This window comes from Caldanaerovirga acetigignens, from assembly GCF_900142995.1.
GTDB classification, from domain to species: Bacteria; Bacillota; Thermosediminibacteria; order Thermosediminibacterales; family Thermosediminibacteraceae; genus Fervidicola; species Fervidicola acetigignens.
Map to the genome: position 1 here is coordinate 209,776 of NZ_FRCR01000003.1, position 15,326 is coordinate 225,101.

The window sequence follows — 15,326 nt, forward strand, 5'->3', positions numbered from 1 at the left end:
AAATATGCCGGGAAAAAATTCCCGGCAGCCCGGCTGCCATAGGCATAAGCCCTTAGGCCCGCAGCTTTGCGCCCCCGGCTTTCGCCGGGTTTGCCCTTTTTCAGGACAAATTATCATTTTCCTTTCCTATCAAAAAGGCTTTTGGATCAACTATCCCTCTTTGGCAAAGTTGGAGGATAGACATTTCCATCGTCTGCATTCCAAAGCGGCTTCCGGTCTGCATAAGGGAAATTATCTGGTAAGTCTTGCCTTCCCGTATGAGATTTCTGACCGCCGGAGTCGCTATCAAAATCTCGACGGCCGCCACCCGCCCTCCGCCGTCAGCTCGAGGTAGCAACCTTTGAGTAACAACCCCTATCAATACATCTGCCAATTGAGACCTTACCTGGTTTTGCTGGTGGGGTGGGAAAATGTCTATTATCCTGTCTATGCTCTGAACGGCACTGCCGGTATGCAGGGTCGCCAACACCAGATGACCCGTTTCCGCCGCTGTAATGGCAGTAGCGATAGTCTCCAGGTCACGCATCTCACCAACAAGAATTACATCAGGGTCCTGGCGCAGTGCAGCCCTCAAGGCACTGGCAAAGGAAGAGGTATCACTCCCTATTTCCCGCTGATTTACGATGCTCTTTTTATGCCTGTGCAGGTATTCTATCGGGTCTTCCAAGGTAACTATATGGCAGCTTCGCGTTTCGTTTATCCTGTCTATCATCGCCGCCAAGGTCGTGGTTTTGCCGCTTCCGGTGGGGCCGGTAACCAAAACAAGGCCGTGATTTTTATCGGCAAGCTCGCCTACGATTGGTGGAAGCCCCAGTTCTTCAATACTTCTGATTAAATCTCCTACAAGGCGTATGGCAAGGCTCACGCTTCCCCGCTGGAAAAAGGTGTTCACCCTGAATCGTCCCAATCCTGTTACAGAATATGCAATGTCAATTTCCTTTTTTTGGATAAATTCTTCCCATCTCCCAACCAAAATTTCTCTGGCCAACCTCTCCGTATCAGAAGCAGCAAGCACCGGCCATTCCGTATGAGGTTCCAGCACTCCATTACAACGGAAAACCGGATGCAATCCCACCGTTAAATGGATATCCGAAGCTTTTATTTCAACCGCTTTTTTTAATATATCTATTAATTGAACTTTCAAGTATGACCACCATACCCCACTAAAATCCGCTTATCGTCACCCTTAAAACTTCCTGTACCGTTGTCAGACCTTGGGCAGCCTTTGAGACCCCATCATCTCGCAAAGTAACCATCCCCCCGGCGATAGCAGCTTCCCTTATCTTCGATACATGCACCTTTTGAGATACCATCTGCCTTATGTCATCGGTCATCACCAGGATTTCGTGGATTGCCGTCCTTCCCTGGTATCCCGTATAGTTGCATTGCCTGCAGCCTTTGCCCCGATAAAATACCTTCCTTTTGTCATCCATAAACTCATATTCTATGTCTCCCGGCTTCGGCTCATAAGATTCGCGACACTGAGGACATACAAGCCTTACAAGGCGCTGGGCTACCACTCCAAGAAGCGAGGAGTTGACCAAAAAAGGCTCGATCCCCATGTCCAAAAGTCTGGTCACAGCCCCTGCAGCATCATTTGTGTGCAAAGTGCTGAAAACAAGATGTCCTGTTGTGGCAGCCCTTACCGCTATATCGGCGGTTTCTCTGTCTCTAATCTCACCTACCATAATTATATCCGGGTCCTGTCTAAGTATCGCCCTTAACCCCCGGGCAAAGTCAAGGCCGGCTTTGGGGTTCACCCTCACCTGGTTGATTCCAGGAAGCAGATATTCCACCGGATCTTCGATGGTTATTATATTTTTTTCAGGGGTATTCAAGGTATTCAAAGTAGCGTAGAGGGTAGTAGTTTTCCCGCTGCCCGTAGGTCCTGTAATAAGTATCATCCCGTAAGAACTTCTTATCAAACTTTCGTATTGTTCAAGAGTTCTCGGAAGAAAACCTAAACTATCGAGGCTCAAAAACATGTTAGCTTTGTCCAAAATGCGCAGGACTATTTTTTCTCCGTAAACTGTAGGCATTGTGGAAACCCTAAAATCTATGCTTCGCCTTTCCAGCGTTATTTGAAAACGGCCATCCTGCGGTAGACGCTTTTCCGCTATGTCCATCCCCGCCATGATCTTAATTCGGGAAACGAGGCTGTTTAAAACTCCTAAAGGAAGCCTCATAACCTCCCGCAAAAGCCCATCTATTCGGTAGCGCACCGCTACGTAGCTTTCTTGGGGCTCTATGTGGACGTCGCTGGCTTTGGCCCTTATTGCCTTTGATAAAAGCTGGTTGACCAATTGAACTGCCGGTGCCCTATCGATCCCACCAGCAGCAGGTTCATCTAAGTCATAAGTATCCCAGGAAGCAGCAGTATCCACCTTTATTTCTTCCAAAGCCGAAATTGCCGCTTCGTCTATTCGTGGTTCGAAAAACCTCCCTATAGCAGTTTCGATTTCCTTTTCTGAAGCAATAGCTGGTACTATTTCCATTCCCGTAGCTAATCGCAGGTCATCTATTGCATTGAGGTTCAAAGGATCTGCCATGGCCACCAATAGCCGGTTCCCGTCTTTTTTTATAGGGATCGCCATATATCTGCGCGCTAAAGCTTCAGGTACAATATGTACCACGTTGGAGTCTAGTTGATAATCCTCAAGTACTACTTTGGGTATGCCTAATTGAAACTCCAGAACTTCCAGAATATCCTTCTCTCTCACAAATCCCAGGCGGGTTAGAATTTTTCCCAACCGCTCTCCAGTCCGTCTCTGCTCATTTAACGCCTTTTCAAGCTGTTCTGCCGTTATCATACCCGATTCTACGAGCAAATCTCCCAGCCGGCGCTTTATGTCCACCTGGACCCCTTCTTTCGTCATATATGTGATTTTACCAAAAAATCACAAAATTAGTCAATATAGATTATATCATTTAACTTTGCGATGTTTCCATACAATTTTTGCAAAAAATCCTTGACTCTATATATCCATATATTATAATATTTGAATTAGAGAAAGTTTTTTCATGCTCAGGTGGTGAATCAATTGCAATCGATGACATACTCAACCCATCCCAAAATCTTCGAAGAAAAAGCGGAACTTTTGAAGGTGCTGGGACATCCCGTGCGACTATGTATAGTAAAAAACCTTATCGAGCAAAAATCAGCCAACGTTACCCAAATTCAAAACTGCCTCAAGACTCCGCAGTCGACAATTTCACAGCACCTTGCAAAGCTGAGGACTGCCGGAATCATAGAAGGCCGGAGGGAAGGCACAGAAGTCCACTACTCGGTAGTCGATGAAAAAGTAAAGCGATTAATTGAAGCGTTGTTTTCTTAATGCTAATGTCAAATATTTTTTGCCCACATATATTAATTAATTTGTATATATGGATATTGGGAGGGAAAAGTCATGAGTAAAAAAGTTTTGATAGTGGGAGGAGTTGCCGGCGGAGCTAGCGCTGCGGCAAGACTCCGCAGACTGGATGAGAGCGCTCAAATAATAATATTTGAGCGCGGCGAGTATGTATCCTTTGCCAACTGCGGCCTACCCTATTACGTTGGGGAAGTAATAGCCGAACGGAAAAAACTCCTGGTGCAGACCCCTGAAAACTTCAAAGCCCGCTTCAACATCGATGTTAGGGTAAACAGCGAGGTCACAAGGATTTTCCCCTATAAAAAGCAGGTGGAAGTAAGGGAAAAAGACGGACGCACATACATCGAAACTTACGATTACCTTATTCTGTCCCCCGGCGCTTCGCCGGTTCGTCCCCCAATTCCTGGCATTGAGGCCGAAAATATCTTCACCGTGCGCACCATTCCCGATGTGGATAATATTAAGGATTTCATAGAAAAGACAAAGCCCAAGCGGGCCGTCGTCGTCGGAGGCGGTTTTATAGGTCTCGAGATGGCGGAAAACCTCCACGCCAGGGACATAAAGACTACCATAGTGGAGATGTTGGACCAGGTGCTGGCCCCCCTCGATTTTGAAATGGCCGCCATAGTCCACAGCCACATCAGGGCAGCCGGGGTGGACCTTGTGCTCAAGGACGGCGTCAAGGCTTTCATCAACGAGAACAACCTCACCAAAGAAGTTGAACTACAAAGTGGAAGGCGTATTCCAGCAGACCTGGTAATCCTTGCCATAGGCGTAAAACCGGAAGTTAAACTAGCAAAGGAAGCCGGCCTAGAAATAGGCGAGCGCGGCGGAATAAGGGTAAACGAAAAACTCCAGACATCCGATCCATATATCTTTGCCATAGGTGATGCCATTGAAGTAAAAGATTTAGTAACAGGGCAGTATACGCTGATCCCCTTGGCAGGACCCGCGAATAAACAGGGCCGTATAGTCGCAGATATTATAGCCGGTAGGAACTCCAAATATGAAGGCACTCAGGGTACAGCAATAGTTAAGATATTCGACTGCGTAGCTGCCTCCACCGGTGCCAACGAAAAAATCTTGAAAAAACTGGGAATACCTTATGAGGTTTCTTACACCCACCCAGCATCCCATGCTGCATACTACCCGGGACCTGTCCCTATGTCTATAAAGCTCTTATTCAATCCTAAAACCGGCAAGATTTTGGGTGCTCAAATTGTAGGAAAGGACGGAGTAGATAAGCGAATTGACGTTATAGCTTCTGCAATAAGAAGGGGCGATACGGTATTCGACCTGCAAGAACTGGAGCTCGCTTACGCGCCTCCGTTCTCATCGGCAAAGGACCCTGTAAACATGGCCGGATACGTCGCAGGAAATATAATAAATGGCGATATGCCGGTAATCCATTGGCATGAAATAGAAAACCTGGATAGGCAAAATACGCTGTTGGTGGACGTAAGAACTAAAGCGGAATATGAACTGGGACATATCGAAGGCTCCATCAATATTCCGGTAGACGAGTTAAGGAACCGTCTTGGAGAACTGCCGAAGGACAAGGATATAGTTATATACTGCCAGGTCGGCTTGAGGGGTTATATAGCAACCCGAATATTGATGCAAAACGGATACGTCAAAGTCAGGAACCTGAGCGGTGGTTGGAAAACTTATAAACCGGCCATGGACGAAAAAAAAAAAGGATAGATGACAAAGAAAATGAAGTTGCGAAAGAAAACGTAAATCTATCTTCAGAAACTAAAGACAAAGAAGATGTTAAAATTAATGACAATATTATTAAGATCGATGCCCGCGGTCTTCAGTGCCCCGGTCCCATTGTCCAGGTTTTTCAGACAATGAAAAATTTGGAAGAAAGTTCTATAGTTGAGGTCTCGGCTACAGACCCGGGATTTTTAAACGATATTCGCTCATGGTGCGAAACCACGGGAAACGAACTTTTGAAAATTGAAAAAACAAAGGATGCGTATATCGCCTATATAAGAAAAGGTGCCAAAAAGGAAGCACAAGACGATTACTCATCATGCTGCACTCCCGAACTTACCGAGAAAAGCACAAAAGAAAAGACCATGGTGGTCTTCAGCGGGGATTTGGACAAAGCCATAGCCGCATTTATCATAGCAAACGGAGCTGCATCTACTGGAAAACCTGTCACCATGTTTTTCACATTCTGGGGGTTAAATATTCTCAGAAAGGACCAGTATGTACCCGTTAAAAAAGGACTTTTAGACCGCATGTTCGGTATGATGATGCCGAAGGGAAGCAAAAATCTTCCGCTTTCCAAGATGAACATGCTGGGAATCGGCCCCCGCATGATCAGGATGGTAATGAAGAGGAAAAACATTTCATCACTGGAAGAACTAATTGAACAAGCCCGCCGTTTGGGCGTGAGGATGGTCGCCTGTAACATGTCTATGGACGTGATGGGGATAAAGAAGGAAGAATTGATAGACGGCGTGGAAATAGGCGGGGTAGCCACCTTCCTAAATTCCGCGGAAAAGTCAAATATGACGCTTTTTATATGACCTTAGGGGCGAGAAAATCTCGCCCTTTCTCAAAAGCATTATTTTCTGATTTTATTGACTTATATGTCATTATCTGATATTATTTTCTTGAATAACTATTCTGTATAGCCCCGAATAGTGCCTGTGAGCCGGGGTTAATGAGTTAAGGAATAGCGGGAAAGGAGAGGTATTGAAGTGAAATTAGGAGGTTACAAAAACAAAATCTTAAGGGTTAATCTGACCAGCCGCACCTTTTCTGAAGAAGAATTGTCTTACGACCTAATCCACGACTACATAGGCGGACGAGGCTTTGCAATTAAGCTCCTTTACGATGAATTAAAACCCGGAATTGACCCTTTAGGCGAGGAAAATAAGCTGGTATTTATTGCTGGTCCTCTAGCCGGTACAAACGCTCAGTCTTTTGGAAGGTGGAAGGTATTTTTCAAGTCACCGCTGACAGGGACTTATTTCAAATCTTCAGGAGGCGGGCATTTAGCAGCCGAATTGAAATTCGCAGGATTTGACGCGGTAATTATAGAGGGTAAGTCCGAAAAACCGGTGTACCTTTGGATAAATGACGGAAAATACGAACTGAGAGATGCAACATATCTATGGGGATTGGACTGCGATGATACCCATACCTTAATCCGCGAAGAACTCCATGACCCCAACATCCGCATAGCTTGTATCGGACCTGCCGGCGAAAACGGGGTAAAGTTTGCGGGTATTTTCAGTGACCGCCGGGCTGCCGGAAGAGGCGGAGGCGGCACGGTAATGGGAGCGAAAAACCTGAAAGCTATTGCGGTTCGCGGAAGACAAAAGGTGGATATCGCAGATCCCGAGGGATTTGCAGCGGCGGTAAAAGAACAGATAGCACTTTACAAAGGTAACCCGGCGGCAGAATCCTTCTCCGAAACCGGCACGCAAATAGCCGAATTTACTAACCTTCTCGGCATGTTCCCCACTAGGAATTTCCGCGAAGGAGTACTGCCGGGCTGGGAAAAAATCGAAAGCTCAGAATACACAAAGCTGAGGGTGAGAAAAACTGCCTGTTATAGTTGTATGCTCCACTGCGGAAGCATAACTAAAGTGAATTTCGGAAGATATAAAGGCACCTGGAGCGAAGGTCCGGAATACGAAACTATATGGGCTTTTACCGGCTCGATAAACTTACCGGATATCGGACTTACCGTAGCAGCCGATAAATTGTGCGACGATTTGGGACTGGATACCATCTCCACGGGAAGCGCCATAGGTTTTGCTTATGAACTGTATGAAAAAGGTATAATCACAAAGTCGGACACAGGAGGACTCGAACTGGTCTACGGAAATCAAGAACCGGTACTGGAACTCATCAGGCAGATTGCTTACCGGGAAGGTTTCGGTGCCATTTTGGCCGACGGCACCCTAGAGGCAGCCCGCCGCATAGGAAAAGATGCGGAGAAATATGCTATTCAGGTAAAGGGTCTGGAACTCCCGGCGTACGACCCAAGGGGCGCCAAAGCCCACGGACTCAACCTGCTCACATCGAACATTGGAGCAGACCACAACACCGGATATTCATCGCAGGAGATATTCGGCGTACCCGTTCCCAAAAAGATTGATAGATTCGCCGTAGAAGGAAAAGGAGAGATAACTAAATTCAACCAGGACCTCACGGCATTTCTGGAGACCGGAATTCTGTGCGGCTTCCCACCCTCTATGGGGCTTATAAACGCTGAGGTATACAGCAAATTAATCTCAACGCTTACAGGCATAAAAGACTTCGCAGACCCGGATTATATGTGGCTAGTAGGAGAACGAATCTATAATTTAGAAAGAATGTTTAACGTAAGGGAAGGCTTTGATAAAAAGGCCGATTCGTTCCCCGAGAGGCTTAAAACAGAACCCCTCCCCGCAGGACCCGCAGCAGGCCAGATTTTCGAAGAGGCGGCTTTGCTAGAAGATTACTACAAGGCCCGCGGCTGGGACCTCAACACTGGCATACCTACTCCCGAGAAATTAAAAGCCCTTGGGCTTGAATTTGCCGCAAAATACTCCGGGTGAAATTAAATGGCAAGCATAAAGGTGATTTTCTTCGGGCAGCTCAGGACCTTAACCGGGACGCGAGAAACGACCATTGCATTAGAAGATAATTCTGTTCTGTCGCACCTCATTTCTCATCTCGATAAAGAATACAAAGACTTCGAAACCCAAATGAATTCCATCAACGGCCTCAGGATCTTGATAAACGGACAGGAATACGAGCTAATCGGAGGTTTAAAGACACCCCTTCACGACGGTGATACGGTTGTATTTCTACCACCTATCTTCGGCGGCTGAAGATATAAATTATAAAGGCAAGGCTACTTTTATGTGCCTTGCCTTTTATGTTTTTTCAATAAAATCTTGTATTTGCTCTATCCCTTATTCCCTATACTTTGATATACTTTTTCCGTGATTTCTTCAATCGTTGATTCTGAGGGTACAAACTGGACACGTATGCTTTCAAGAACTTCAAAGCCGCAGCTTTTCAGTACTTCCTCCAACTGAGTCACGCTCTGCCCGCCCCACCCGTATGAACCGAAAGCTAAAGCCTTACGGTTCTTGGGCGAAAGTCCCTTCATATATTGCAGGAAGGCAGCTACCGCAGGCAGCATATTGTTATTGAGCGTAGACGATCCGACGCAAATGTATTTTGCAGTGAGAATATACGTCATGATATCGGAAATATCATTCGTCTTCAAGTCAAACACTTTCACAGGAATATTTCTCTTGTCAAAAGCTTTAAAGAGTGCGTATGCTATTTTTTCCGTAGAACCCCACATCGAATCGTACACAATTGCAGCCTTATCTTCAGTTATATTAGAAGACCACTTTTTGTACTCGGAAATTATCCTTTCAATATGCGAGCGCCAGATCACTCCGTGGCTTGGAGCAATAATTTCTACATTAAGACCGGATAAAGCTTCAATAGCCTTTTGTACGTTGTTTCCGTAAGGCATCACTATATTCGCGTAATATTTAGCCGCTTCTTCAAGGACAACATCAAGGGGAATTTCATCCTCAAACCTTTCATAAGAAGCTAAGTGTTGGCCAAAAGCATCGTTAGAAAACAAAATCTTATCATCTTGCAAGTAGCTTACCATGCTGTCCGGCCAGTGAACCATAGGTGTATGAATAAATACTAAAGATTTTTCCCCAAGTTGCAAAATATCTCCCGATTTGACCGCCTTAATGTCCCACTCTTCATTTGCTCCAAAGTGAGCTTTTAAAAACTTTTCACCATTCAAAGATGTTATTATTTTTGCGTTTTTAGCTACATTCATTAATCTTGGAAGGCTTCCCGAATGGTCTATTTCCAGATGGTTGCAAATTATGTAGTCTATCTTAGAGGGATCTATTACTTTGGATATTCTCGATATCATCTCATCAAAAAAATGCGATTTTACAGTATCTATGAGGGCTATTTTCTTATCAACGACGAGATAAGAGTTGTAAGTGGTTCCCCTGTGGGTGGAATAGCCGTGAAAGTTTCTGACATTCCAGTCGATAGCCCCTACCCAATAAATGCCTTTCTTCACTTCAACATGTCTCAATTTCATCATCTCCTTTTTTACCTTACAAATAATTCACCGGCTTCATAAGCCATCTTTAGTAAATCCTCTCTTTCGTTGACTGCACCCAAAGGATTGAGGTTATTGCCGCCTATTATGGCTTTTACGTCCATACCTAAGGCACGTTTTAAAAACGACGCTATTCCTTCCATTACCTTCTTTCCGTCATCTCCTCCTCCCTGGGTATACACTAAGATGCATTTCTTTCCAACTGGAAGCTTTGAACCTTTCCCGACTACTAGAAACGCATAAAGCCTGTCAAGGAAAATCTTTGTCTGGGCAGTAACATGGCTTATGTATATCGGCGAACCTATTACTACAGCATCTGCTGAAACCAATTCCCTGTAAATCTCTTGCATATCGTCCTGCTGCATACACCCGTCATTTTGCTTACAGTAATTGCAGCCCTGACATCCTCTAATATTAAGTTCATTCAACTTGAAGGTTTTAACTTCAGCTCCCTTATCGCTCGCTCCTTTTAATACTCTCTCCACCAAGATTTCGGTATTGCCGCCTTTCCTAGGACTTCCTATAATCCCTATGACTTTCATCCTAACATTCCCCCTTTTAAACCCTTTTAATATAAAACTTTATTTATATAAAAAAATAGAAAATTTGTGATAAATATCATACTCCTATTGATATCCATCCTGTTATATATAAATTATACAAAGCTTTAAATTTTATTAAAAGGTGGTGTCCAATATGAATATTTCATCTCTTAGGAGGCAGCATGAAGAAATTGCAAAAATTTTGGATGAAATTGATAGGTTAGTAAAAAACTTTTCGGAAAAAAAGCGTTTGAACTCTCTTTAATGATCGGAAAGCTTTCCGGGCTGCTTTCCCTACATCTAAATTCGGAAGATAAATATTTCTATCCGGTTTTATTAAGCCATTATAACCCCGAAATAAGGAAAAAAGCCCTCGAATTTACGAATGAAACGGGCGACCTTTCGCAAAAATTCGCGAATTTCAAATCAGAATACATGCAAGCCAAAAATATAAAGGAAAACCCCGAAAAATTTATAGAAGATTTTTCAAAAATTAACACCGCATTACGGCAGAGAATAGAGCGAGAAGAAAAATACCTTTATCCTTTAATATAGTTTTTTTATAGTTTTTTTCCCCACATTCGAATGCACTCTGCCCCACCAAAAACATACATCTAATACACGCAGCAATTCCCAAACCTAATAAACTACATAGAAAGCCGAAGATTAAAATATAAAATTACACGCGACAGACGACAGCAGGGACCTATAGCGGCGGCAGATTTGATGAAAGGTTACGAAAGACAAGTAAGATAAAAATATTTTACTTTGTTTTAACCTTTATTTAATTCATCGCTAACATATATTTAATTCATAGTTAACATACAAAATTTATACTATAGACATAAACCTTTAAAAACTAATTTAACGAGGAGGGGCTTCTATGAAAAAAATTCATGTAACTAAATGTGGGAGTTTCCTTGTAGTATTTTTATCACTATTACTATTGAATGGATGCAAGCCGTCTACTCCTATAAATGCGAATTTGGAGTCTGTTTCCATAACAACACCCGAAATGATAAAACAGATGGAAGAGGCAGTTAAAAATGAAAAAGAAATAGTAAGCTATGGTTTGCCCGATGATTGGGCTAATTGGAAAGAATCATGGGAACAATTTACTAGAAAATATAATCTTGTTCACCATGATACAGATATGTCGTCTGCTGAAGAAATTCAAAAATTCAAGGCAGAAAGAAATAACCCTAAAGCTGATGTCGGAGATATTGGAATTCAATTTGCTCCTATAGCGGTTTCTGAAGGGGTAACAATGCCGTATAAAAATAGTTATTGGAATGAAATACCTAATTGGGCTAAGCATCCAGATGGTCATTGGGTAGCATGGTACACAGGCACAATGTCGATTGCTGTAAATAAAAATTTAGTACCAAATATACCTAGAACTTTTAAGGACCTTCTCAAACCGGAATACAAAGGTAAAATAGCTTTTGGAGATCCTCGCCAGGCTGCTAATGCGAACTGGGCAATATTTGCCGCGAATTTTGCAATGGGAGGAGATGAAACTAATGTGCAGCCCGGACTTGACTTTTTCCGTAAATTAGCTGAAAGTGGCAATTTAATCCCGGTAGAACCATCAGCAGCGAATATTGAAAAGGGAGAAGCTCCAATTGTGATAAATTGGGATTTCCTTACACTGGCACAAAGAGACCGTTTAAAAGATAAAATTCCATTAGAGGTAATTATACCAGAGGACGGAACAGTAATTGGCGCATACGTCAGCATAATTAATAAATGGGCGCCACATCCTAATGCAGCAAAGTTATGGCAGGAATTTGTATTCTCCGATCAAGGGCAGATAAATCTTGCAAAAGGTTATGCTAGACCCATACGTAAAGTTGATCTTCCACCAGATGTTGCAGCAAAATTGCTTCCCGAATCAGCTTATAAGAGCGCAAGAGCCATAACTGACTGGGATGCTTTTGAAAAGAGCGCCAAGAAAATAGCAGAGGAGTGGTCTAAAATAATCCAGTTAATGGGAAGGTGATTATATGATGAAAAGAAAAGGTTTACAGGAGAACTGTGATGTCAGTATATCACCTTTTGTAAGAAGTATTGTGCAGACAAAATTGTTGAAAAAAAGAAGTTTTTTGGGTGGAGTAATTAATTACCTTCCAATCATTCCTTTTTCTTTTTTTATAATTTTCTTTATTTTGCTGCCTCTCACTTTTATTCTTATTACAAGTTTAAAAAAACCAGAAGGATTGACTTTTGAATTTTATAAAGCACTTGCATCAAGTACTTATTTAGATGCCTTAAAAAACAGCATTATTGTATCTCTTACCACTACAGCAATTGGAGCGATTTCAGGTGTTCCGGCTGCTTTTGCGGTAACTTTCATTAGGAATCCAATTTTAAAGCGCCTAGTAATTACTTTTTTTGGAGTGGCTGCAAACTTTGCAGGTGTACCTTTGGCCTTTGCATTTATCATATTATTTGGATATTCGGGTATATTTACTCTTTTATTCAAAAATGTAAGCAAAGATCTTACTAATATTTTTAATCTTTATAGTTTAAAGGGATTGATTGCTGTCTATATCTATTTCCAAATCCCATTAATGATATTGCTGCTTTTACCGGCAATTAATGCTATTAAAAAAGAGTGGATAGAAGTTTCGATGACAATGGGAGCAACTCCATTTTTCTTTTGGAAAAATGTGGGTATTCCTATTATTACCCCTGCTATTCTTGGAAGTTCTGCTATTCTTTTTGCTAACAGTTTTGGAGCATATGCTACAGCATTTGCACTTATGGGAGCCCGTATTAATCTTTTACCTATACAAGTCAGTCTGGCAACTGCAGGAAATGTAGGATATGAACCTGGAGAAGCAAGCGCTACAGCTATAATTATGGTTATAATTTTATCTATTACGGTGCTTGTGTATTTGAAAGTACAAGGGAGGGTACGCACGTGGTTAAGATTATAGGAAAAATCTTTTTGATCCTAATTTTATTATACATTCTACTGCCTATTTTGTCCTCTGTAATATTCGCATTTTCTACTAAATGGGATACAACTATTTTACCTGAAGGTTTTTCCATAGAAACCTTTGAAAAAGTAATTACTAATCCAGATTTTTGGCTTTCTTTACTCCATTCTTCCATATTGTCAGTATCAGTTATTTTTTTAAGTGTAATTTTGATTTTACCAGCCGCTTTGGCAGTAGAATTAAAATTACCTCAATTTCGCTCATTTTTAGAACTTTTTTCGATTTTTCCTTATGCAATACCTCCAGTTTTACTCGCACTTGGTATTATTCAAGTTTTTGCACCTCTGCCAATACCAATCTATGGCACACCATTATTGCTAATTTTAGCCGTAACAACATTGGTATTGCCATTTACGTACAGGACTATTGACAACGCTTTACAAGCGACAAATGCTAAACAGCTTATAGAAGCTGCGCTTACTCTAGGAGCTGACTGGATAACCATTATGCAAAAAATTTTGTTTCCCAATATTTTGACGGGATTACAAAATGGAAGTTTGCTGGTTGCAAGTTTAGTTTTTGGTGAGTTTGTATTTGCAAATCTATTGGTGGGCACCAATTGGATAACCATACCTGTATGGACTTTTAAGGTTTCTCGCATTGATGGGAAAATCGGTAGTGTTTTAGCAGTTATTAATTTTGTTTTTGTGTATATTTTGTCTTCTTTACTGTTATCAAAAGGAGAATTGGGAGGGATTCCAATTGTATCTGGTGTTAAAAGAGATAAGAAAAAGTTTTCGTAATGTTGTAGCTGTAAATAATGTAAGTCTTGAAGTAAAAAAAGGAGAATGGATTACAATTTTAGGACCTAGTGGATGTGGAAAAACAACACTTTTGAGGATAATTGCAGGGCTTGAACAGCCAGATTCGGGTCAATTATTTCTTGAGGGACATGATATTACTTATGTTCCTTCAAGATATCGAAACATAGGGTTGGTATTCCAGTCTTATGCTCTTTTTCCAAACATGAATGTATTTGATAATATTGCTTTTGGATTAAGAGCTATGAAGATGGATGAGAAAAAAGTGCATGCACGAGTAAATGAACTTCTTGAAATGATAAGATTAAAAGATTTGGCCATTAGATTTCCACATCAATTATCTGGCGGACAGCAGCAGAGGGTAGCTCTGGCACGAGCGATAGCACCACATCCCAGAGTTCTCTTGCTGGATGAGCCTCTTTCTGCCTTAGATGCTGCAGTAAGACAGCATTTAAGGTGGGAATTGCGACGAATACATCAAGTTTTAGGAATTACAACTATTCTTGTAACTCACGACCAAGAAGAGGCTTTAGCTGTTTCCGATAGAATAGTAATAATGAATCATGGCAATATAGAGCAAATTGACACACCATTCCACGTATACTCCGCTCCCGCTACACCTTTTGTAGCTAGTTTTGTAGGTACTTCAAATATTTTTAAAGGGATTATAGTCTCAAAAAATAGTATACTAATTGGAGAACACGAAATAGAAACCATGTTTGATCTGTCGCAAAAATTAGGGGAAGAAATTATTGCTATAATTCGACCAGAAGATATTAAGGTTAGCAAAAAAGACAATGGTGATGAGTTTTTATTCAATAAAATACCTGGTATAATCCAAACGAAGGTTTTTCTTGGTGCTGTTACAAGATTATGGATTGGAATAAGTGACGGCTTAGTTATTGTAGCTGATAGTTCAGGTACTTCTGCAGAAAACTGGAAAGAAGGAGAAAATATATTTGTACTTATACCTAAATATGCTTTGCGTTTATTGGATACTGTAGGAGTTCCAAAAGTGACATCCTCCCCCTAATGAATTAGGGGGCATCCCAACGTGGGACGGCGGCTTTAAGCCGCAGGTTAGCCAGCATTCCCCGGTCTACCCGGATCATCACCTTGGCCTTAAGGGGTGTCACGCTCCCCTTTCTCCCGGGGTCATGCCCCGAGAGCATCGAGCGCTTTCGCGGCTATGTTTATTGCCCCCACCCTGTCCGCATCAGACTGGTATCCACACTTTACGCATTTAAACCAGCCTTGGATCTTCCGGTTATACCGGGAAACATTCCCGCACTTCGGACAAGTCTTGGAGGTCTCCTTGGGATCGACGTAGATTACAGGCACTCCGGCAAGGGCTGCCTTGTATTCGATGAACGAGGCCAGCTCCTTAAAGTTCCACCCGGACATCATCCGGTTGAACTTCTTTGATCCTTTGGTCCGCTCGCGGATACCCAGCAGGTTCTCAAGCGCGATGGCTTTGCCCTCTTCCTTCGCTATTTCAACTATGCGCTTTGAGATGCAGTGGT

Annotated in this window: 13 protein-coding genes, 1 pseudogene and 1 riboswitch; of the genes and pseudogenes, 9 read left to right on the top strand and 5 right to left on the bottom strand. The window is 42.4% G+C overall.

The window, feature by feature from the left end:
• Window positions 1–20: 20 nt before the first annotated feature.
• Window positions 21–105, bottom strand: a riboswitch (cyclic di-GMP riboswitch).
• Together BUB66_RS03750 and gspE are read right to left on the bottom strand one after the other, a co-directional pair.
• Window positions 101–1,144: a type IV pilus twitching motility protein PilT gene (locus BUB66_RS03750; protein WP_143156200.1), complete on the bottom strand. Its 1,044-nt coding sequence runs from the start codon at window positions 1,142–1,144 to the stop codon at window positions 101–103. (Overlaps the previous riboswitch by 5 nt.)
• 19 nt (window positions 1,145–1,163) lie before the next feature.
• The gene (gene gspE / locus BUB66_RS03755) at window positions 1,164–2,855 is read right to left on the bottom strand and encodes a type II secretion system ATPase GspE (protein ID WP_084098698.1); all 1,692 of its coding nucleotides are present in this window, start codon (window positions 2,853–2,855) and stop codon (window positions 1,164–1,166) included.
• A 195-nt stretch (window positions 2,856–3,050) separates the two neighbouring features.
• Between gspE and BUB66_RS03760 the strand changes: the two genes are divergently transcribed.
• From BUB66_RS03760 to BUB66_RS03780, 4 genes and pseudogenes are all read left to right on the top strand, one after another.
• The gene (locus BUB66_RS03760) at window positions 3,051–3,335 is read left to right on the top strand and encodes an ArsR/SmtB family transcription factor (RefSeq protein ID WP_073254940.1); all 285 of its coding nucleotides are present in this window, start codon (window positions 3,051–3,053) and stop codon (window positions 3,333–3,335) included.
• 72 nt (window positions 3,336–3,407) lie between these two features.
• A pseudogene (locus BUB66_RS03765) lies at window positions 3,408–5,911 on the top strand (FAD-dependent oxidoreductase).
• A gap of 174 nt (window positions 5,912–6,085) precedes the next feature.
• Window positions 6,086–7,936 carry an aldehyde ferredoxin oxidoreductase family protein gene (locus BUB66_RS03775; protein WP_084098701.1) on the top strand — a complete coding sequence of 617 codons (1,851 nt, stop codon included), beginning with the start codon at window positions 6,086–6,088 and terminating at the stop codon, window positions 7,934–7,936.
• 6 nt (window positions 7,937–7,942) lie between these two features.
• A complete protein-coding gene (locus BUB66_RS03780) occupies window positions 7,943–8,212 on the top strand; it encodes a MoaD/ThiS family protein (protein ID WP_073254859.1) in 270 nt (89 codons plus the stop codon).
• 77 nt (window positions 8,213–8,289) lie between these two features.
• On the opposite strand, the gene BUB66_RS03785 is transcribed toward BUB66_RS03780, so the two are convergent.
• Both BUB66_RS03785 and BUB66_RS03790 read right to left on the bottom strand, forming a co-directional pair.
• Window positions 8,290–9,477, bottom strand: coding sequence for an FprA family A-type flavoprotein (locus BUB66_RS03785; RefSeq protein ID WP_073254862.1), 1,188 nt, complete (start codon window positions 9,475–9,477; stop codon window positions 8,290–8,292).
• An 8-nt stretch (window positions 9,478–9,485) separates the two neighbouring features.
• A complete protein-coding gene (locus tag BUB66_RS03790) occupies window positions 9,486–10,037 on the bottom strand; it encodes a flavodoxin family protein (RefSeq protein ID WP_073254865.1) in 552 nt (183 codons plus the stop codon).
• Window positions 10,038–10,301: 264 nt separating this feature from the next.
• On the opposite strand from BUB66_RS03790, the gene BUB66_RS03795 reads away from it, so the two are divergent.
• From BUB66_RS03795 to BUB66_RS03815, 5 genes are all read left to right on the top strand, one after another.
• Window positions 10,302–10,592: a hemerythrin domain-containing protein gene (locus BUB66_RS03795; protein WP_084098704.1), complete on the top strand. Its 291-nt coding sequence runs from the start codon at window positions 10,302–10,304 to the stop codon at window positions 10,590–10,592.
• 328 nt (window positions 10,593–10,920) lie between these two features.
• The gene (locus BUB66_RS03800; protein WP_073254868.1) at window positions 10,921–12,039 is read left to right on the top strand and encodes an extracellular solute-binding protein; all 1,119 of its coding nucleotides are present in this window, start codon (window positions 10,921–10,923) and stop codon (window positions 12,037–12,039) included.
• 4 nt (window positions 12,040–12,043) lie between these two features.
• Window positions 12,044–12,979 carry an ABC transporter permease gene (locus BUB66_RS03805; protein ID WP_084098707.1) on the top strand — a complete coding sequence of 312 codons (936 nt, stop codon included), beginning with the start codon at window positions 12,044–12,046 and terminating at the stop codon, window positions 12,977–12,979.
• On the top strand, window positions 12,964–13,785 hold the full coding sequence (locus BUB66_RS03810) for an ABC transporter permease (protein ID WP_073254872.1): 822 nt from the start codon (window positions 12,964–12,966) through the stop codon (window positions 13,783–13,785). The genes BUB66_RS03805 and BUB66_RS03810 overlap by 16 nt, the downstream gene beginning before the upstream one ends.
• Window positions 13,754–14,836, top strand: a complete 1,083-nt coding sequence (locus tag BUB66_RS03815; RefSeq protein ID WP_244269740.1) for an ABC transporter ATP-binding protein — start codon at window positions 13,754–13,756, stop codon at window positions 14,834–14,836. Before BUB66_RS03810 ends, BUB66_RS03815 begins: the two co-directional genes overlap by 32 nt.
• A 122-nt stretch (window positions 14,837–14,958) precedes the next feature.
• Here the strand turns inward: BUB66_RS03815 and BUB66_RS03820 are convergent.
• Window positions 14,959–15,326: RNA-guided endonuclease TnpB family protein (locus BUB66_RS03820; RefSeq protein WP_073254878.1), on the bottom strand; the 368-nt coding region annotated here is incomplete at its 5' end.

Excerpts from the sequence above, each read along its gene's own strand:
- BUB66_RS03805 (WP_084098707.1), top strand. The coding sequence starts at position 12,044 with ATGATGAAAAGAAAAGGTTTACAGGAGAACTGTGATGTCAGTATATCA.
- BUB66_RS03785 (WP_073254862.1), bottom strand. The coding sequence starts at position 9,477 with ATGATGAAATTGAGACATGTTGAAGTGAAGAAAGGCATTTATTGGGTA.
- BUB66_RS03800 (WP_073254868.1), top strand. The coding sequence starts at position 10,921 with ATGAAAAAAATTCATGTAACTAAATGTGGGAGTTTCCTTGTAGTATTT.
- BUB66_RS03760 (WP_073254940.1), top strand. The coding sequence starts at position 3,051 with ATGACATACTCAACCCATCCCAAAATCTTCGAAGAAAAAGCGGAACTT.
- BUB66_RS03795 (WP_084098704.1), top strand. The coding sequence starts at position 10,302 with ATGATCGGAAAGCTTTCCGGGCTGCTTTCCCTACATCTAAATTCGGAA.
- BUB66_RS03780 (WP_073254859.1), top strand. The coding sequence starts at position 7,943 with ATGGCAAGCATAAAGGTGATTTTCTTCGGGCAGCTCAGGACCTTAACC.
- BUB66_RS03790 (WP_073254865.1), bottom strand. The coding sequence starts at position 10,037 with ATGAAAGTCATAGGGATTATAGGAAGTCCTAGGAAAGGCGGCAATACC.